Raw genomic sequence first — 19,202 nt, 5'->3', positions numbered from 1 at the left:
CCGTGCTCGCAGCCCGGTAGTGAAAAGAGGATGGACCAGACTAGCACCGAGGGCAGGGTTTTCCCAGAGTTATTCACAGGGCCATCCACAGGCCGCCGTCGTCCTCTTCCGCGGTAAGGCAAGCAGGGTGTTGACCTGCGGCGCGGCAGGCCTATAGAATTGCCGGTTCTATTCGTCTCCATTCATGCAGAGGGCCCCATGGCCACCAAGCGTACTTTCCAACCCAGCAATCTCAAGCGAGCACGCGACCATGGTTTCCGCGCACGTATGGCAACCGCCGACGGCCGCAAGATCCTGGCTCGCCGCCGCGCCAAGGGCCGCAAGCGCCTGAGCGCTTGATTGCCGCGCCGCTCCCTGCGGCCGAGGCAGTCCCTACCGTGAACGCATCGAACCCGTGCAGGCGATTTCCTCGCTCTGCGCGGGTTCGTACGCGTGCGCAATATACGATCGTTTTCGATACTGCACGTCGCACCTCGGACCCACTCCTGAGCCTGCACTGGCGCACCGGCGATACGCCGCCGCGCCTGGGCATGGCCGTGTCGCGCAAGGTCGATACGCGCGCGGTCGGACGTAACCGCATCAAACGTGTGCTGCGCGATGCCATGCGGCATCTATTGCCCGAGCTGGCCGGTGGTGACTACGTCATCGTGGCGCGCTCGGCGGCGGCAAAAGCGACCAATCCACAGATCCGCGATGCCTTCGTGCGTCTGCTGCGCCGTGCCGGCGCATTGCCCCTGCCTGCTGCGCCCGGCACAATGCCGCCCGCCAGGACGGTGCGCCCATCCTCCCCTTCCCCGACAGAGCCGGAACTGTAGTTCCGACTGAGCGAGTTGCTGCCCGATGAACCAGACCCGTGTTTTCCTGATTTTTGCCTGGCTGATGGTCGCGGCGTTGCTGTGGATGGAGTGGGGCAAGGACAAGGCGGCTGCCAATGCGCCGGTGGCCGCGGCGACCCAGGCGGTGCCGGCGGCGCGCGATCCGGATGCGGCAGCGCCGAGCGCGGCCAATGTGCCTTCGGCCCAGCCCATTCCGCAGGCCGGCGCGCCGGGCACGGTGCCGGCGACCAGCAGCACTGCGGCAACACCGGCCGCAGCCGGCGCTGCGCCGGTGGTGACCCTGACCTCGGATGTGCTGCGCCTGAAGCTGGACGGCCGCAGCGTGCTCGATGCCGAGCTGCTGCAATTCCCGCAGACCAAGGACGGCACCGCGCCGGTCAGCCTGCTGACCGAAGATCCGGCGCACCCGTATAACGCCACCAGCGGCTGGGCCAGCGAGCATTCGCCGGTGCCGGGTGTAGGCGGCTTCCGCGCCGAGCAGCCGGGCACGACGTTCGAAATGGCCAAGGGCCAGAACACGCTGGTGGTGCCGTTCGTCTGGAATGGCCCCGACGGCGTCTCGATCCGTCGCACCTTTACCCTGGAGCGCGGCCGCTATGCCATCTCGATCAAGGACGAGGTGATCAACAAGAGTGGCGCGCCGTGGAACGGCTACGTGTTCCGGAAGCTGAGCCGGGTGCCGACCATCCTCAGCCGCGGCATGACCAATCCGGATTCCTTCAGCTTCAATGGCGCGACCTGGTACAGCCCGCAGGAAGGCTACGAGCGGCGCGCGTTCAAGGACTACATGGACGACGGCGGCCTGAATCGCCAGATCACCGGCGGCTGGGTAGCGCTGCTGCAGCACCACTTCTTCACCGCGTGGATTCCGCAGAAGGACCAAGCCTCGCTGTACGTGCTGGCCCAGGACGGCCCGCGCGACGTGGCCGAGTTGCGTGGCCCGGCCTTCACCGTGGCGCCTGGCCAGACCGCCAGCACCGAAGCGCGCCTGTGGGTAGGCCCGAAGCTGGTCAGCCTGATCGCCAAGGAAGACGTCAAGGGCCTGGACCGCGTGGTCGATTACAGCCGCTTCTCGATCATGGCCATCATCGGCCAGGGCCTGTTCTGGGTGCTGAGCCATCTGCACAGCTTCCTGCACAACTGGGGCTGGGCCATCATCGGCCTGGTGGTCCTGCTGCGCCTGGCGCTGTATCCGCTGTCGGCTGCCCAGTACAAGTCCGGTGCCAAGATGCGCCGATTCCAGCCGCGCCTGGCGCAGCTCAAGGAGCGCTACGGCGACGATCGCGTCAAGTACCAGCAGGCGACGATGGAGCTGTTCAAGAAGGAAAAGATCAACCCGATGGGCGGCTGCCTGCCGCTGCTGATCCAGATGCCGATCTTCTTCGCGCTGTACTGGGTGCTGGTGGAGTCGGTGGAACTGCGCCAGGCGCCGTGGCTGGGCTGGATCCAGGATCTGACTGCGCGCGACCCGTACTTCATCCTGCCGGTGCTCAACATCTCGATCATGTGGGCGACGCAGAAGCTGACCCCGACCCCGGGCATGGACCCGATGCAGGCCAAGATGATGCAGTTCATGCCGCTGGTGTTCGGCGTCATGATGGCCTTCATGCCGGCCGGCCTGGTGCTGTACTGGGTGGTCAACGGCGGGCTGGGCCTGTTGATCCAGTGGTGGATGATCCGCCAGCACGGCGAGAAGCCGAGCAAGATCATCCAGGCCAACGCCAAGTAAGTTCAAGAAGGCCCGCCGCAAGGCGGGCTTTCTGCATATCAGCCCGCATTGAGTGCCTGTTGTCTCTTTCGCCAAGGACGCCGTCGTGACCACATCGCCGTTGCATCGCCTGTTGCTGTGCGCAAGTTGCGTCGGAGTGCTGGCACTGGCCGGCTGCGGCACGCAGGACGCCAGCGATGCTGCCGGCGCTGCGAAGCCCGCGGCTGCAACGAGCGCTGGCACGCAGGCGGACAAGACCGGGAACGCCACCGGTGCATTGATCGCGCAACTGCGCGAACAGCTGGACCGGCACCGCCGCATCATCGTGCTGCTGGCCGATGAGGACAAACAAACGCCACGCGATCGCGCCACCTCCAGCAGCGTGGGCCAGCAGTTGTTTCATGAAAACCTGGAGCAGCGCGAACGCATTGCCGCATCGTTGGACACGATTCTGGCTTCCAAGGATGCACGCCGGTTCGCGACGATTGCCGCAGTGCTGGACGAGGTGGAATCTGCGTCGGATCTGTTCGATGCCGACCGCCTGGCATTTGCCGAGGTGCTGCGCGATCTGCATGCGCGCATCGGCCGTGACTCTGCATTGCCGGCGGTGAAACTGCATCAGCGCATCGGCGAGGATCTGGAGGCGCTGGACGAGATCGAGCGCAGCTACAACAAGGAGTTGACGCAGATCTTCAGCCGTTTCGATCGCAGCCGGGCGATCGTGCCCAAGCGCGAGAAGTGGGGCGACTACGTGGCGCAGTTGCGCACGCTCTATACGCGCGAGAACATCCTGCGCGACCATGGCGTGGTCGAGCCGTACCCGTTCGCCGCGCGCGACAGCGACAGCGAAGTGTTCGGCCGCGACCTGCCGCCCAAGACAGTGGTGCTCACCTTCGACGATGGCCCGCACAAGGCCTATACCGAAGAGATCGTGGCGATTCTCAAACGCTACGATGTGCCAGGCGTGTTCTTCGAAGTGGGACGCAACCTCGGCAGCCTGGATGCCAACGGCAAACCGCAACTTGCGCCGCTGTCGAAGATCAGTCATTCGCTGATGGAAGAAGGCTATGCGGTGGGGAACCACAGCCTGACCCACGCACAGTTGTCCAAGACCACCGGCGATGCACTGCGTCGCTAGGTTCTGGATACCGACACCTTGCTGCGTGCGGTGGATGACAAACGTGCGCCGCTGTTCCGGTTTCCGTATGGCGCGCGCAATGCGGAAGGCTTGCAGCTGCTGGGCGAAGCCGGCCTGAAATCGATCATGTGGAACATCGACTCGCTGGACTGGGCCGATCCGGTGCCGGAATCCATCGTGCAACGCGTGCTCGATCAAGTGAACAAGGAGCAGCGTGGCATCGTGCTGTTTCATGACATCCACGACCGCGCAGTGAAGGCGCTGCCGCAGATTCTGGATCGTCTGATCGCCGACGGTTACCAGTTCGCCGGCTGGAATGGCCGCGAGTTCTCGGTCGCGCGCGCGCCCGGCGCGGCGGCCGATGCCACGGTGACCACCGGCTATGCGAAATCGTGGGCGATCGTGATCGGCATCGACGACTACGCGCATTGGCCCAAGCTGGAATATGCGGCCAACGATGCGCAGGCGATTGCCAGTACCCTGACCGGGCCGTTGGGATTTCCGTCCTCGCAAGTGATCGTGCTCAAGGACGGGCAGGCCACGCGCAACAATATCCTGGCCGCATTCCACGACCGCCTCGGCGAAGGCCGTGCACAAACCAACGACCGCGTGTTCGTGTTCTTTGCCGGGCATGGCGCCACACGACGGCTCGCTTCCGGTCGCGATCTGGGTTACATCATTCCGGTCGACTCGGACCCGCAGCATCTGGCCAGCGATGCGATCGCAATGAGCGATTTGCAGAACATCGCCGAAAGCCTGCAGGCCAAGCACGTCTTGTTCGTGATGGATGCGTGCTACAGCGGGCTGGGATTGACACGTGGCGGGCCGACGTCCAGCGCGTACCTGCGCGAGAACGCGCGGCGTATCGCGCGCCAGATGCTCACCGCCGGCGGCGCCGATCAACAGGTGGCCGATAGCGGACCCAATGGGCATTCGGTGTTCACCTGGGTGCTGTTGCAGGCATTGGCTGGCAAGGGCGACCTCAATGGCGATGGCTTGATCACCGGAACCGAACTGGCCGCGTACGTGGCGCCCGCGGTGTCGGCAGTCTCGGCGCAGACGCCGGCCTTCGGCAGCCTGCCCGGTTCGCAAGGCGGCGAATTCGTGTTCCAGGTTCCCAGCGGCGAAGAATTTCTCACTGCGCAGACCGCGCAGCTGTCGGCCGATGCGATTGCGCTCAACTCACGCGTGGACGCAGCGCGCCCTGTGCCGGCCGCAGCCGGTGTGGCAGTGGCTGCAGTGCCGGTGACGGTGAAGACACTGCAAGGTGGCCAGGCCACGCTGGTGTTGCCCACCGCAGCGAAGAGCAGCGATCGCCAACGTGCACAACTGGCCAACGAACGCGGCCTGCAGTTGTACAAGGAAAAGCGCTATGCCGATGCGGCCGAGCAATTTGCCGAGGCACTGAAGCTGCGTCCGGATTTCGCGCTGGCGGCCAACAACCTGGGCTTTGTGTATTACCGTCAGGGGCGCTTTGCCGAATCGGCGCGCTGGCTGGAAAATACCTTGAAGATCGATCCCTCGCGCGCGGTGGCCTATCTCAATCTCGGCGATGCATATGCCAAGGCAGGCGATCGCGACAAGGCGCGCAAGGCCTATGCCACGTACCTGGAATTGCAGCCGCAAGGCAGTGGTGCCGAGCAGGCGCGCGCACAGCTGCAATCGTTGTGACCGGACGCGCGACACGACATGGCGTGCAGACGCCAGACAGCGCGGATGTCGTCATGGGAGGTGATTCAAAAGTGCCCGCAAATATGTGGGTCGGCGCTGTTGGCTGCGCCGTTTAAACTCCAGGTGTCCTTTTTTAATCCACGTAGAGCAGTGCCCATGTCGTCTTCCGCTTCGACCATCGTTGCCATCGCCAGTGCTGCCGGAATCGGCGGCGTTGGCATCGTGCGCCTGTCCGGGCGGCAGTCGGTGCAGATTGCAGCGCAACTGGGAATTGCGCGGATGCAGCCGCGGCATGCGCACTACGCGCGTTTTCGCGACGGGCAGGGCGCCGTCATCGACGATGGCATTGCGCTGTGGTTCCACGCGCCGCACAGCTTTACCGGCGAAGACGTCGTCGAGCTGCAAGGCCATGGCAGCCCGGTGCTGTTGCGGCAACTGGTTGCCCGCTGCATCGAACTGGGCGCCCGCCAGGCACGCGCCGGTGAATTCAGTGAGCGTGCGTTCCTCAACGGCAAGCTCGATCTTGCGCAGGCCGAAGCGATTGCCGACCTGATCGCAGCCGGCGACCTGCGGGCGGCCCGCGCCGCGCGGCGCGCACTGGACGGGGTGTTTTCGCGACGGGTCGATGCGGTGGCCGACACCCTGACCCGCCTGCGTATCCACGTGGAAGCGGCCATCGACTTTGCCGACGAGCCGCTCGACACCTTGGGCGGCAACCAACTACGCGATGGTCTGGGTCAGGCGCGCAACGTGCTCGCCCAGCTGCTGCGCGATGCCGAACGCGGACGCAAGTTGCGCGACGGCCTGCATGCGGTGTTGATCGGTCCGCCCAACGCCGGCAAGAGTTCCTTGCTCAATGCGCTGGCCGGTAGCGACCGGGCGATCGTCACCGATGTCGCCGGCACCACCCGCGACACCTTGCACGAAGCCATCCAGCTCGACGGCTTCGAGTTGACCCTGGTCGATACCGCCGGCCTGCGCGATGGCGGCGATGCGATCGAACGCGAAGGCATGCGCCGTGCACGCGCCGAGCTGGAGCGCGCGGACCTGGCACTGGTGGTGCTGGATGCACGCGACCCGCAGGCCGCCCGCGATGCCATTGGCGATGCCGTCGATGCCGTGCCGCGTCAGCTGTGGATCCACAACAAATGCGATCTGCTCGGCAATGCCGCATCGCTCGATGCCAATGCGATCGCTGTCTCTGCCGTGACCGGGCAGGGACTGGAGCAATTGCACATCCGCCTGCGCGCGCTTGCGCTCGGCGATGGCGTGGACAGCGTCGAGGGCGAATTCTCTGCCCGCACGCGGCATGTGCAGGCGCTGCATCGCGCCGAACAACACGTGGACGCAGCCGATCTGGAACTGGGTTTCGAGCAGCTGGAACTGGCTGCCGAAGAACTGCGCCTGGCGCATGAAGCGCTCGGCGAGATCACCGGAAAGCTCAGTGCCGATGACCTGCTCGGCAAGATCTTCTCGAGTTTTTGCATCGGCAAGTGATGCGGCGATGCCCAGCGCGATGAGGCGCGCGGCAACCGTCGGAACCGGGCCGCATCCAGACGCAGCTGCCGCCGCATCATCTGCGTGGACGGCGATGCGGGCGCAAACTCTCGCACGTCGTCCGAGCACCGCAGGCGCATCGGCCATGCGCTTGCGGTGGACTACAGCACCCCAGGCAATGCGGTCCCTAGCGCTTGGTTTTCCGCGTTGCACGCAGCCACCGAGGACGCAGCCGGCTGCTTGGCCTGCGCCTGTTCGATCTCGCGGCGTGCGGCGGCCAGGTCTTTTTCGAACGCAGGATTGGCGTGCAATGCGGCGACCGTGGCAGCGCCTACCACGCGGCCCTGGGTGACATCGCTCTGCCAGTGCACGTTGCAGACCAGGCGGCTGTCGCCGAAGGCGCGGCCGCGCGCGAGCAGGGCGTCGCGGTGGGCGGGGGCGATTTCGGACAGGATCAGGCCCCAGGTCCAGCCGATGGCGGTGTGGCCGGAGGGGTAGGAACCGTTCTTGCGCAGGGCCGCGTCATCGGCCGGGGTGCACATCGGTTGCGCGTTGCGCATGAAAGGACGCGGGCGTTGATAGCGTGCCTTGGCGGCGCTGGTCGCGGTGCTGGCATCGCGCATGCTGCGTTCGAGCAGACGGATCAGATGCGGGGTGCTGGCCTGGTCGATCTGTATGCCCAGCGCGCAGCTGAAGTGCGTGGCCGCAGCCGGAAAGCTCAGCACCGCGTCCTGCGCGGCCAGCTCCCAGCGCGGTGTCCCGCGCAGGGCGAGCATGGCCTTGGCCACTGCCTCGTCGTTGGCGAGCGCAGCGCTGCCCTCCTGCGGTGGCGGTGGCACCAGCTGCACGCTGTCGGGCAGTTGTTGTTTCTCCAGGTACCCATGCGCATCGGTGGCGAGCACCGAATCTTTCGCGGCTGCCTTGTCCCGTGCACTTGCGATGCCGCTGCCGATCAACAATGCGGCGATGGCAACGCTGACCAGCGTCCGGTGAGAGTGGCAAGCAATGCGCTGCGACATGGCAACCTCAGACAACACAAATGGAAGAGCCCGCAGATTACGACGGCTCGATGACAGCTGCATGCCAACGCGACGCAGCAACGGCCAGGGATGCGAAACGGTTGTCGTTGCACTGTCATGTTTCGGTCGCATCGACGCAAGACAACTGTCGCACGCTTGCCGCCATCTTTTGACTCGTCCCCAACGCCGCTCATGCCCAAGACCCATCAGTTAAGTGCCGCCGTTCTCGCCGCGCTCGTGCTCGCGCCTGCCGCTTACGCCGCCGACCCTGAGGTGTCTGCCGATACCGGTGCGACCGTGCAGCAACTCGATGCGGTGTCGGTGATCGGCCAGGGCGAAACCCGCCAGGTGCAGCGCATCACCCCGCAGGACATTGCGGTGTTGCCGCCGGGCACCAGCATCCAGAAGCTGCTCAACCGCATGCCGGGCGTCAACGTGCAATCCAACGATGCGTTCGGTGCCAACGAAGAATCGCAGACGATCAGCCTGCGCGGCTTCAACGGTACGCGCCTGGGCTATACGCTCGACGGCCTGCCGTTGGGCGACAACGCCTATGGCAACTACAACGGCCTCAACATCAGCCGCGCATTGATTGCGGAAAACTTCGGCGGCGTGGAGCTGGCCTCGGGCATCGGTGCGTTGGGCACGGCGTCGACCAGCAACCTGGGCGGCACCATCCAGTATTACTCGGCCGATCCGTCCAGCGTATTCGGCGGGCAGGTGTCGCAGACGGTGGGCTCCGATGCCAATCGGCGCACCTTCCTGCGCGTGGATACCGGCGATTACAATGGGTTTTCGGCGTATGTGTCGGGCATCAATGCCGAAGCCGACATGTGGGCGCGCCCGGAATCGCCGACCACCACGCGGCAGTTCAATGCCAAGGGCGTGTACCAGTTCGATGGCGGCAAGCTGACCGCATTCGCCGATACCTCGCGTACTTCGCAGGCCGACTATGCGTACCTGTCCAAGAGCGGCATGGCGCGCGGCCTGGGCTGGGACTGGAATCTGTACGCGCCGGACTGGAACCGCGCATTGGCTGCGGCGTATTGCGCACCGGCCACGCGCAATGCCGCGCGTTGCGGTTTCAGCGGCGGTGTCGACAACATCGACGATGCGTATTACCAGAGCCGCGCCTTGCGCGACGACGACCTGTTCTACGTGGCCGGCGATTTCCAGCCCAACGATGCGATCAGCCTGCATACGCAGGTCTATCACCACGAGAACAAGGGCCAGGGCCACTGGTGGTCGCCGGGCCAGGCGTCCAATCCGGGTACGCCGCAGGCATTGCCGATTTCCATCCGCAGCACCAATTACTGGATCAACCGCACCGGCGGCATCGCTTCGCTCGGTTGGGACCTTGGCCCGCATCATCTTGAAGCGGGCCTGTGGTACGAGCGCAATCATCACGATGTGGAGCGCAATTTCTACTGGATCGATGGTCCGGTCAGCGACGACAAGTTCCTTCAGAATCCCAATCGCCGGTTGTTCTCGCAGAACTACATCATCACCACGCGGCAGTTCTACGTGCAGGGCAATTTCAAGTTCCTGGATGAGCGTCTGAGCCTGGACCTGGGCATCAAGAGCCCGAGCACCGAAATGACCGCGCGCGAGACGCCGGGCGTGGCAGTGGAAGCGCCGGTGGCCACCGGTTCGCTCAAGGCCAGCGAATCGGTGTTGCCGCAGATCGGCGTGGGCTATCGGCTGGCCGAAGGCCAGGAAGTGTTCGCCTCGTACGCGGAAAACATCGCGGCGTTCCAGGGCGGCGGCGCCGGCGGCCCGTTGCTGGTGACCCAGGCCTCGTTCGATGCCAGCGTCGGCGCATTGGAGCCGGAGAAATCGCGCACGCTGGAAGCGGGCTATCGCTTCGTGCGCGACCGCTTCGAAGCCTCGCTGGTCGGTTACGACGTCACCTTCGATAACCGCCTGCTTTCGCTCAACCCCTGCGCCAGCATCCAGCAGGGCACCACGCCCGCATGCACCACGCGCTTCTTCAACGTGGGCTCGGTGAGCAGCCGCGGCGGCGAACTGACGGTGATCTGGAAGCCGACCAGCTACCTGCAGTGGTACAACTCGGCCTCGATCAACCGTTCGACCTACGACGACAACTACGTGCAGAACGGCGTGGTGATTCCCACCGCCGGCAAGTACACCGTCGACACGCCCAAGCGCATGTTCGCCAGCGAACTGGCCTTCAATTACGGGCCGTGGAATCTCAACCTGCGCGGCAAGTACACCGGCCAGCGCTACTACACCTACACCAACGACCAGGGCTTCGGCGGCTACACCGCCTTCGATGCGGGCGGTGGTTATGACTTCGGCCAGGTTGGCGTGCTGCAGGGGCTCAAGCTTTCGCTCAATGTCACCAACCTCACCGACAAGCGTTACGCCTCCAACCTGACGGCCTTCGCCAATAGCGATCCCAACGGCCGCCAGCTGGCCTTCCATGCCAGTGCGCCGCGGCAAGTGTTCTTGACGCTGGATGCGAAGTTCTGAGGACGGGAATCGGGATTGGGGAATCGTAAGAGCCGGTCTTGCGGTTGCTTACCGAATTCCGGTTTCGATCGACGCAGACAGTTTCAGGCTGGCGAACAAGACGTCGCGAGTGATGTTCCGGCGGGTGCTGACGATGCAGCGGAAGCGGGATGTACAGTCGTACCTCCCGCGCCGCCTATCGGCCAGACTCGCCCGGCGGTCATACGTCGATTCGGTACCTGTTTTTCGTTGGAGAGATGCATGATGCAGTTCGGTCGTATCTGGTTGGTGGGAGCGATGATGGTTGGCATGAACGGCCCGGCAGTTGCCGAAGCGCCGCTGGCCAAGACGGTGCAGATCTTTGCGCACCGCGGCGCCAGTGCGCTGCGTCCGGAACACACCCTGGCCTCCTATGCCAAAGCCATTGTCGATGGCGCCGATTTTGTCGAGCCGGATCTGGTGTCCACCAAGGATGGCGTACTGATCGCGCGGCACGAGAACGAGATCGGTGGCACCACCGATGTGGCCAGCCACCCGGAATTCGCTGCGCGCAAGACCCGCAAGACCATCGACGGTCAGGCGATGGAAGGCTGGTTCACCGAAGATTTCACCCTGGCCGAGTTGAAGACGCTACGTGCGCGCGAGCGGCTGCCGCAGCTGCGTGGCACGCGCTGGGATGGCCAGTTCCAGATCGTGACCTTGGACGAGATCATCGATTTCGTCGCGGCCGAATCTGCCGCGACCGGCCGCACGATCGGGCTGATTCCGGAGATCAAGCACCCCAGCTATTTCAAGGCGCTGGGCCTGCCGATGGAAGACAAGGTGCTGGCCACCTTGCAGGCGCATGCCTATACCCGGACTGCGCCGGTGATCATCCAGTCGTTCGAGACCGGCAATCTGCGCTATCTGCGCGACAAGATCGGGCGCACCAGCAACATCGGCCTGCTGCAGTTGCTCGGTGGCGCGCAGATGGCGCTGCCCGCCGGCACGGACGATGCGCCGAAGACCTACGGGCAGATGATCACGCCCGACGGCCTGAAGCAGGTCGCGACATATGCCGATGCGATCGGCCCCGACATCCGCAGCATCATCCCGCTGGATGCGCAGCAACGTTTGGGCGCGCCCACCAGCCTGGTGCACGACGCACATGCGGCCGGGTTGCAGGTGCAGCCGTATACGTTCCGTCCAGAAAATTATTTTCTGGCCGCCAACAACCGCAGCAGCGGCGCGGTGACCGAGCGCAACGACGCCGGTGCGTTGGTCGAGTTGCAGGCGTATCTGGATGCGGGCATCGATGCGTTCTTCGCCGACGACCCGGGCCTGGCGCGGCGCGCATTGAGCGGGCGCCCCGCGCGCTAATCAGCATCTGTAGGAGCGCGCCAGAGCGCAACGGGCTCTAGCGGTACAGCCCGTCGCGCGCAGGCACGCGCCTACGCAGGGCAGAGCAACGCCGTCGATCGCGCGAGCGGAGCAACGGCGTTGATTGATTCGAAAGTCGCCTGAAAATTTTTTAGGCACCTGGCGGCCGTTCGCGCGGCGGGAAATGCAGCACCACGCTCTGCGAGCCATCGTCCTGGCGCTGCCACAGCACCGGCACCTGACGCGGCGGTGGCGGTTCCAGCATCGCGTGTTCGGAGTTGCTCACCTCCCAGGCAGCGTCTTCGTCCTCGTCTTCCCAGCTGTAGCGCGGCTTGGCCTGTTGCGGGTCGCGCAGGCGCAGCAGCAGGGCGGCGATCAGGCCGGCCACCGCACCGCCCAGATGCGATTGCCAGGACACGCCGGCTTCGTGCGGCAGGATGGTCATCAGCATGCCGCCGTAGAACAGGAAGGCGATCATGCTGGTGGCGATCGCGGGGCGGTCGCGGCGCAGCAGGCCCAGCACGAACACCAGGAACATCAGCCCGTGGGTCACGCCGCTGGCGCCCAGATGCCGGCTGCCGGGTTCGCCCAGCAGCCATGCGCCCAGGCCCGAGCCCAGCCACAACAGCGGCAGCGCCATGACGGTGGCACGCGGATACACGCTGCCGGCCAGCGTGCCCAGGATCAGCAGCGCCGCGGCGTTGGCGCCCAGGTGGGCCAGCGAACCATGCAGCAGCGGTGCGGTGAGGATGCCGCGCAGGCCGTCGGCCTGCAGCGGTGCCACGGCCCAGGCGCGCCAGTCGAACATGCCCTGGGCGGTGAACACCGCCACCAGCAACAACACGGCGGCCAGGCTGATGTTGAAGGCACGCAAGACCCGGGAACGATCCAGGCGAGCTTGGGTGGTGGTTTCTGCGGCGGCAACAGGATGCGGTGTCATACCTTCACGGATGGCGTCACGCGGGTTTTTTTACAAGCCTCTCAAACTCGGGATAAGCAGGCCCGGCGGCGGGATAATCCAATCCCGCCGCCGAATCCTGGCGTCGTCTGCCGCGCATGACGCAAGTGGATGAGGCGCGGCACCGCACGTGCCGCGCCATCCGCCATCTGCAAAGTCCACTTCCGGCCGATCTGCAGCTTGGCTGCAGGGCCCTTGCCCGCCCACCATCGCGGGACACGCTGCAAGTACGTCCTTGTAAGCTCTGGCGCGGCATCCATGCCGCTCAAGGTCCCGCGACGGTGGGCGGGCAAGGACCTGGCGAGATGGTCGGTGCGCATGGTTGCCAGCAGTGCAGGCTGCGCCACGATTCCCGATTCCCGATTCCCTCAGTGCCCGGCAGGCCTGGGCGGGCGCAGCAGGCTCAGCACGATGGTCGCCACCAGGATCGCAACCACCACGCCCAGCGACACCAGCACCGGGATCTTGTACAGATCGATGATCATCATCTTGATGCCGATGAACACCAGGATCACCGCCAGGCCGTAGGGCAGCAGGTGGAAGCGGTCGGCCATGCCGGCCAGCAGGAAGAACATCGCGCGCAGGCCCAGCACCGCGAACACGTTGGAGGTGAGCACGATGAACGGGTCGGTGGTGATCGCGAAGATCGCCGGGATGCTGTCCACCGCGAAGATCACATCGATCACCGCGATCAAAATCAGCACCACGAACAGCGGCGTAAACCAGCGCTTGCCGTCCTTGATCACGCTGAGCAGGTTGCCGTGGTACTGCGGGCTCAGGCGCAGGTGCCCGCGCATCCAGCGCAGCACCGGGTTGGCTTCCAGATCCGGCTCCTTGCCGGCGGAGAACCACATCTTGATGCCGGTCAGCAGCAGGAACGCACCGAACACGTAGAGCAGCCAATGGAACTTGGCCAGCAGCATCGAGCCGGCAAAGATCATGATCGCGCGCAGCACGATGGCACCCAGCACGCCGATGATCAGCACGCGCTGGCGCTGTTCTTCGGGCACGCCGAAGTAGGTCATCACCATCAGGAAGACGAAGATGTTGTCGACCGCCAGGGATTTTTCCACCAGGTAGCCGGTGAGGAACTGCAGCCCGATCTGGTCGGCCTGGGCGTCGCCGACGCTGCCTTGCAGGTACCACCACAGCCCGGCATTGAAGGCCAGCGCCAGCAGCACCCAACCGATGCTCCACCAGGTGGCCTCCTTGAAGGTGACCTTGTGGGCACCGCCGTGGCGCATCAGCACCAGATCGATCAGCAGCGCGGCGATCACCACCACCGCGAAGCCACCCCATAACCACACGTTGCCAATGGTTTGCATAAGAATCCCGAAAAAAGTGAAAGCGGCCTGGACAGCCGGCGGGCTGAGGCCTTGTGACACGGAAATCGTGGATTCCGGGTGACGGACCTTCGCCTGCGCGGCGAAGGTCTCGCTCGCAACCGGCCGGGCCGGTTGCCGTTGCACCGGAGCGCTGCACATGGCGGGCTCGTAATGACGGCGACAACGCTGGGAGCTACTCCCCTTCTGCGCCCGATTCTGCGTGCACGGCGCAGGCACGTCAATCCAGCCGGATACAATGGACCGATGAATATTCCAGTCCCCGTCGTCCGTCTCAAGAATGCCTGGCGCTCCAGCCACCCGTGGATCTTCCAGAAGCTGGTGGAAAAGCCCGCCGCCAAGCCCAAGCCCGGCACCATCGTCGATGTGGTCGGCGTGGATGGGGAATGGATTGGCCGCGGCTTCTACAACGGCCATTCGCGCATTGCCGTGCGCATCCTGGAAACCGACCGGTCGGTACCGGTGGATGCGGGCTGGTTCTCGCGCAAGATCGCCGCGGCAGTGAGCCTGCGCCGCGACTGGCTCAAGCTCGATGGCGTGTCCGACGCTTGGCGCGTGGTGCACAGCGAAGGCGACGGCCTGTCCGGCCTGGTGGTGGACCGCTACGGCGACCTGGTGGTGGTGGAGTTCTTCGCCGCCGGCATGTTCCGTCATCGCGAATGGATCTACGAGGCGCTGCGCGAACAGTTCCCTGGCTGCCGCTTCCACAGCTTTGCCGACGAACATGTGCAAAAGCAGGAAAGCTTCGATTTCCACGGCAACACCACCACCGAAGCGGCGGTGATCACCGAGCACGGCATCAAGTTCCGCGCCGACCCGGCCGGTGCGCACAAGACCGGCTTCTTCGCCGACCAGCGCGACAACCGCCAGTGGCTGAGCGAGCAGGTGGAAGGCAAGAGCGTGCTGGACCTGTGCTGCAACACCGGCGGCTTTGCGGTGTATGCCGCCGCCCGCGGTGCGGCCGAAGTGCTGGGCGTGGACATCGACGAAGACGTGATTGCCATTGCCAAGGGCAACGCCAAGCTCAACAACGTGCGGCCCAAGTTCGTGCAGGCCGACATCTTTCCGTGGCTGCGCGATGCGGCCAACCGCGGCGAGCAGTTCGATGTGGTGATCCTGGATCCGGCCAAGATGACCCGCGACCGCGATCAGGTGATTCCGGCGCTGAAGAAATACCTGGACATGAACAAGCTGGCCTTGGGCGTGGTCAAGCCGGGCGGCCTGTTCGCCACCTTCTCGTGCACCGGTCTGGTGGCCGAGCAGGAGTTCCTGGACATGCTGCGGCGCGCCTCATATTTCTCCGGGCGCACCATCCAGATCCTGAAAGTGGCCGGGGCCGGTCCCGATCATCCGTTCATGGCGCACGTGCAGGAATCGCGCTATCTGAAGGCGGTGTTCTGCCGGGTGATGTAGCAGCGCGTTGCGGCGAAAGACGCCCGCTGTGTGGCAGGCAGCGTCTTTCGCGGCGCGATGCCATCGTCGGCCAGCAGTAGGTCAACGCAGACATGCAACCAGGAGCCGGCAGCCGATGACCTCCAGCGACGAAGACGAACGCAAGGCCCTGCGCCGCTTGCTGCGGCAGATCGAGCGGCCCAATGCCAGCCTGCTGGCCAGCAACTGGCCGGTGTTCGGCGTCTGGCTGCTGTTTTCCGGGGCTTTCATGTATCTGTTCCAGACCGGCGACGGTTCGCCGCTGCACCCGTTGCTGCTGGCGCTGGGCTCGACCTGTCTGGGCGTGTTCGGTGCGTGGATCGTGTTCCGTTCGGTGTGGGCGCGGCAGTGGCCGCATGTGCGCGAACACATCGATGTGGACAGCGTGCGCGCGCGTCTGGCAGAACTGGACGACTGAGCGATACAGCGCGCGAGGCGGTTTGCGCGCGCTGCCAGGCAGATCAAACCGATCTGCAACGACGAGCGGCCGCCCGCGCCGTGGTTGCCGGCATGGCGGCGTCGCTCGACAGCATCGCGCGTGCGCACGCCATCGGCATCGCCGCAGAACTGCGCTTGCATCGCGCGTATCGCACGCCACGCCGTGCGGATCGACCGCAGCGCTGCAGCGTCCCACGTGTGGCCGCAGTGCGTGTAGCCAGCCGCTATGATCGGCTCACCCCCACTGCCTGTGAGATCGCATGCACCTGCGTTCGCTTTGCCTGTCTGCCACGTTGTTGCTGGCCGCTGCGCTGCCCGCACATGCGCTGGAGTTTTCCAAGGCCGAACTGGCGCGCGCGACTGCCCTGCAGAAACGCCTGGTCACGCTGGATTCGCATCTGGATACGCCGGCCAATCTGGAACGCGCCGACTTCGACGTCTTGCAGGCGCATGCCGGCAACCGCCTGTCCCAGGTGGATTACCCGCGCATGGTCGAAGGCGCGCTGGATGGTGGGTTCTGGGCGGTCTACACCGGGCAGGGCGATCGCAGTGCGGCCGCGCACCTGGACGATCGCGATGCCGGTCTGCAGCGCCTGCTGAAGATCCACACATTGGTGGCCGCGCAACCGCAGCGTTTTGCACTGGCCACCACGCCGGCCGACGCCGCGCGCATCAAGGCCGCCGGCAAGCGCGTGGTGTACATCAGCATGGAAAACGCCAGCCCGCTGGTGGCCGATCCCACCTTGCTGCGCTTCTATTACGCGCAGGGGCTGCGCTTGATGAGCACCGTGCATTTTCTCAACAACGAGTTCGCCGACTCGGCCACCGACCCCAAGGGCGCGGAGTGGAACGGCCTGAGCCCGGCCGGCAAACGGCTGGTGCAACAGGCGCAGGCGTTGGGCATCGTGATCGATCAGTCGCATGCCTCCGATGCGGTGTTCGACCAGTTGATCGCGCTGTCGCCGGTGCCGATCGTGCTCTCGCACAGCGGTGCGCGCGCGGTCTACAACCACCCGCGCAATATCGACGATGCGCGCCTGAAGGTGCTGGCCGCGCATGGCGGGGTGATCCAGGTCAATTCCTACGGCGGCTACCTGGTGGACAGCGGCGCCAGCCCCGAGCGCAAGGCCGCCGAGAAGGCGCTGACCGACCAATACGGCGGCTGGGAGCACGTCAAGATCGCCGACGGTACCAAGCTCAGCGCCGCGCTGAAGGAGCTGGATGCGCGCTACCCGATCAAGCGCGCCACCGAAGAAGACTTCTTCGCGCATCTTGAGCACTTATTGGCAGTGGTCGGGCCCGAGCACGTGGGCATCGGCATGGATTGGGACGGCGGTGGCGGGGTGGTGGGCCTGGAAGATGTCTCCGACCTGCCGCGCATCACCGCGTGGCTGTTGCGCAAGGGCTACACCGAGCAGCAGATCGCCGGCATCTGGGGCGGCAACCTGTTGCGGGTGATGGGCCGGGCGCAGGCGTATGCGGCCGGGAAACGGGAATCGGGAGTGGGGAGGTAGTGCTGGGGGACCAGGGATTCGGGATTCGGGAATCGGGAATCGGGAATCGGGATTCGCAAAGCCGAGGCGGTGTGTCGTGTGGGGCTGGGTGCTGGCCGCCGGCTTGGTTGTGGGTGCAGGGCTGGGGTAGAGGCAGCGTTGCTGCCGCGGGCTCCTTCGCCGGATGGGCTGGTTGGGGCGCGCGCGGAGTGCGCCGCTAGGTGTCAGCCAAGCGGTGGGTCACGGGGCGCCGTCGCTGCATCGGGGCGGCCAGCCCTGCACCAACAGCATGGTGGCTGTTGCGTTCCGAACCCGGCACACGCCGGGAGCGGTTGCAGTTGATTTGGGCATTTGCACGAAAATTTGCGCGTGTCAGCCCGCAGACAGGCAACACCCTGACGATGATTCCGGGAAAACGCTCAATCTAGAATGCGTCGACCACCTGCCTGGTGTCGGTGCTGCCGCACTGCGCACCGGCTGGCCTTCCGACTGCTGGAGCGTGCGATGACCCAAGCCACCCGGCCCCTGCCGCCCTCCGATGACATGGGTCCGACCTACCGCAAGATCCTGTGGCGGCTGATCCCGTTCCTGTTCGTCTGCTACCTGTTCAATTACCTGGACCGGGTCAACGTGGGCTTTGCCAAGCTGCAGATGCTGGGCGACCTGGGCATGAGCGAGACCGTGTACGGGCTGGGCGCGGGCATTTTCTTCATCGGTTACCTGGCCTGCGGGGTGCCGAGCAATCTGATCCTGCAGCGCATCGGTGCCCGGCGCTGGGTGGCGATCATGATGGTCAGCTGGGGCCTGCTCTCCACCTGCCTGCTGTTCGTGCGCACCCCGGCCGGGTTCTACACCCTGCGCCTGCTCACCGGTGCGGCCGAGGCGGGCTTCTTTCCCGGCATCGTGCTGTACCTGACCCGCTGGTTCCCGCGTGCCCGGCATGGCCGGGTCATGACCGTGTTCATGTCGGCGATCCCGATCTCCGGGGTGCTGGGCGGGCCGTTGTCCGGCTGGATCCTGGATCACTTCTCGGCCGGGCAGGGCGGCCTGGCCGGCTGGCAATGGATGTTCCTGTTGCAGGGCCTGCCGACCGTGTTGCTGGGCATCGGGGTGTGGTTCCTGCTCAGCGACGGCGTGCAACAGGCCAGCTGGCTCAACCCGCAGGAAAAACAGGCCTTGGCACGCGTGCTGGCCGAGGACGAAGCAGGCAAGCCGGCCGGCGCGTCCACCTCGCTGGGCGCAGTGCTGCGCAATCCGGCGGTGTGGCTGCTGGGCACGGTGTACTTCTGCATCCAGAGCGGGGTGTATGCGATCAACTTCTGGCTGCCGTCGATCATCCAGGGCAGCGGCGTCACCGACCCCACCCGGATCGGCCTGATGAGCGCCATCCCGTACCTGGCCGCGGCGGTGTTCATGGTGCTGATGGGCCGCTCGGCCGATCGCCGCTGCGAGCGCCGCTGGCACCTGGTACTCCCGTTGCTGATGGGAGCGGCCGGGCTGTGCATCGCCGCCAGCGTCACCGACAACCTGGGCCTGGCGGTGTTCGGCATGACCCTGGCCACGATGGGGGCGGTCAGCGGCTTGCCGCTGTTCTGGCCGCTGACCAACGGCTTTCTCACCGCCGCCGCCGCGGCTGGTGGGCTGGCGCTGATCAACTCCACCGGCCAGGTCGCCGGCTTCGTCAGCCCGTACCTGGTGGGCTGGATCAAGGACGCCACCCACAGCACCGAGCTGGCGCTGTATGTGCTGGCCGGGGCCATGCTGCTGGGCGCCGCGCTGGTGCTGCGGGTGCCGGCACGCGCGGTGAACCAGTGATGCGTCCGTCCCAGCGAGTGTGCC

General features: G+C 65.4%; 13 protein-coding genes and 1 pseudogene. 11 read left to right on the top strand and 3 right to left on the bottom strand.

The genetic code is table 11. The features are described 5' to 3' along the window. The first annotated feature begins 198 nt into the window (after nucleotides 1-198). The 5 genes and pseudogenes from rpmH to mnmE all read left to right on the top strand — a co-directional run bounded on the left by rpmH (nucleotide 199) and on the right by mnmE (nucleotide 6,850). A complete protein-coding gene (gene rpmH / locus J7396_RS19170) occupies nucleotides 199-339 on the top strand; it encodes a 50S ribosomal protein L34 (RefSeq protein WP_002805908.1) in 141 nt (46 codons plus the stop codon). 38 nt (nucleotides 340-377) lie between these two features. Then, nucleotides 378-815 (top strand): ribonuclease P protein component, encoded by a 438-nt coding sequence (gene rnpA / locus J7396_RS19165; RefSeq protein WP_007968218.1) that lies wholly within the window; start codon nucleotides 378-380, stop codon nucleotides 813-815. 25 nt (nucleotides 816-840) lie between these two features. Next, the gene (gene yidC / locus J7396_RS19160) at nucleotides 841-2,565 is read left to right on the top strand and encodes a membrane protein insertase YidC (RefSeq protein WP_209261921.1); all 1,725 of its coding nucleotides are present in this window, start codon (nucleotides 841-843) and stop codon (nucleotides 2,563-2,565) included. A gap of 85 nt (nucleotides 2,566-2,650) precedes the next feature. Beyond that, nucleotides 2,651-5,353 (top strand): annotated as a pseudogene (locus J7396_RS19150) (polysaccharide deacetylase family protein). A 156-nt stretch (nucleotides 5,354-5,509) separates the two neighbouring features. Then, on the top strand, nucleotides 5,510-6,850 hold the full coding sequence (gene mnmE / locus J7396_RS19145; protein ID WP_209261919.1) for a tRNA uridine-5-carboxymethylaminomethyl(34) synthesis GTPase MnmE: 1,341 nt from the start codon (nucleotides 5,510-5,512) through the stop codon (nucleotides 6,848-6,850). Nucleotides 6,851-7,011: 161 nt separating this feature from the next. Here the strand turns inward: mnmE and J7396_RS19140 are convergent, their stop codons facing one another. Then, nucleotides 7,012-7,869, bottom strand: a complete 858-nt coding sequence (locus tag J7396_RS19140) for a phosphatase PAP2 family protein (protein ID WP_136733104.1) — start codon at nucleotides 7,867-7,869, stop codon at nucleotides 7,012-7,014. Between the two features lie 192 nt (nucleotides 7,870-8,061). Here J7396_RS19140 and J7396_RS19135 point away from each other — a divergent pair, with 192 nt between their 5' ends. Together J7396_RS19135 and J7396_RS19130 are read left to right on the top strand one after the other, a co-directional pair. After that, on the top strand, nucleotides 8,062-10,362 hold the full coding sequence (locus J7396_RS19135; RefSeq protein ID WP_031425274.1) for a TonB-dependent receptor: 2,301 nt from the start codon (nucleotides 8,062-8,064) through the stop codon (nucleotides 10,360-10,362). 240 nt (nucleotides 10,363-10,602) lie between these two features. Continuing rightward, on the top strand, nucleotides 10,603-11,700 hold the full coding sequence (locus J7396_RS19130) for a glycerophosphodiester phosphodiesterase (protein ID WP_008573008.1): 1,098 nt from the start codon (nucleotides 10,603-10,605) through the stop codon (nucleotides 11,698-11,700). Nucleotides 11,701-11,851: 151 nt separating this feature from the next. Here the strand turns inward: J7396_RS19130 and J7396_RS19125 are convergent, their stop codons facing one another. Then, nucleotides 11,852-12,640, bottom strand: coding sequence for a rhomboid family intramembrane serine protease (locus J7396_RS19125; protein ID WP_033478680.1), 789 nt, complete (start codon nucleotides 12,638-12,640; stop codon nucleotides 11,852-11,854). A gap of 386 nt (nucleotides 12,641-13,026) precedes the next feature. After that, nucleotides 13,027-13,983, bottom strand: a complete 957-nt coding sequence (locus J7396_RS19120; protein WP_011349210.1) for a TerC family protein — start codon at nucleotides 13,981-13,983, stop codon at nucleotides 13,027-13,029. Nucleotides 13,984-14,247: 264 nt separating this feature from the next. On the opposite strand from J7396_RS19120, the gene J7396_RS19115 reads away from it, so the two are divergent. The 4 genes from J7396_RS19115 (at nucleotide 14,248) to J7396_RS19100 (ending at nucleotide 19,178) form a co-directional block, all read left to right on the top strand. Further along, nucleotides 14,248-15,414 (top strand): class I SAM-dependent rRNA methyltransferase, encoded by a 1,167-nt coding sequence (locus tag J7396_RS19115; protein WP_209261918.1) that lies wholly within the window; start codon nucleotides 14,248-14,250, stop codon nucleotides 15,412-15,414. A 115-nt stretch (nucleotides 15,415-15,529) separates the two neighbouring features. Then, nucleotides 15,530-15,850: a hypothetical protein gene (locus J7396_RS19110; RefSeq protein ID WP_003482258.1), complete on the top strand. Its 321-nt coding sequence runs from the start codon at nucleotides 15,530-15,532 to the stop codon at nucleotides 15,848-15,850. A 280-nt stretch (nucleotides 15,851-16,130) separates the two neighbouring features. Further along, the gene (locus tag J7396_RS19105) at nucleotides 16,131-17,384 is read left to right on the top strand and encodes a dipeptidase (RefSeq protein ID WP_209261917.1); all 1,254 of its coding nucleotides are present in this window, start codon (nucleotides 16,131-16,133) and stop codon (nucleotides 17,382-17,384) included. A 483-nt stretch (nucleotides 17,385-17,867) separates the two neighbouring features. Beyond that, nucleotides 17,868-19,178, top strand: coding sequence for an MFS transporter (locus J7396_RS19100; RefSeq protein ID WP_008573112.1), 1,311 nt, complete (start codon nucleotides 17,868-17,870; stop codon nucleotides 19,176-19,178). Nucleotides 19,179-19,202 lie beyond the last annotated feature (24 nt).

The organism is Xanthomonas sp. A1809, from assembly GCF_017746015.1.
Lineage (GTDB): Bacteria > Pseudomonadota > Gammaproteobacteria > Xanthomonadales > Xanthomonadaceae > Xanthomonas > Xanthomonas euvesicatoria.
Note: the sequence above shows the minus strand (reverse complement) of the source record. Positions and strands in the feature narration are given on the sequence as shown.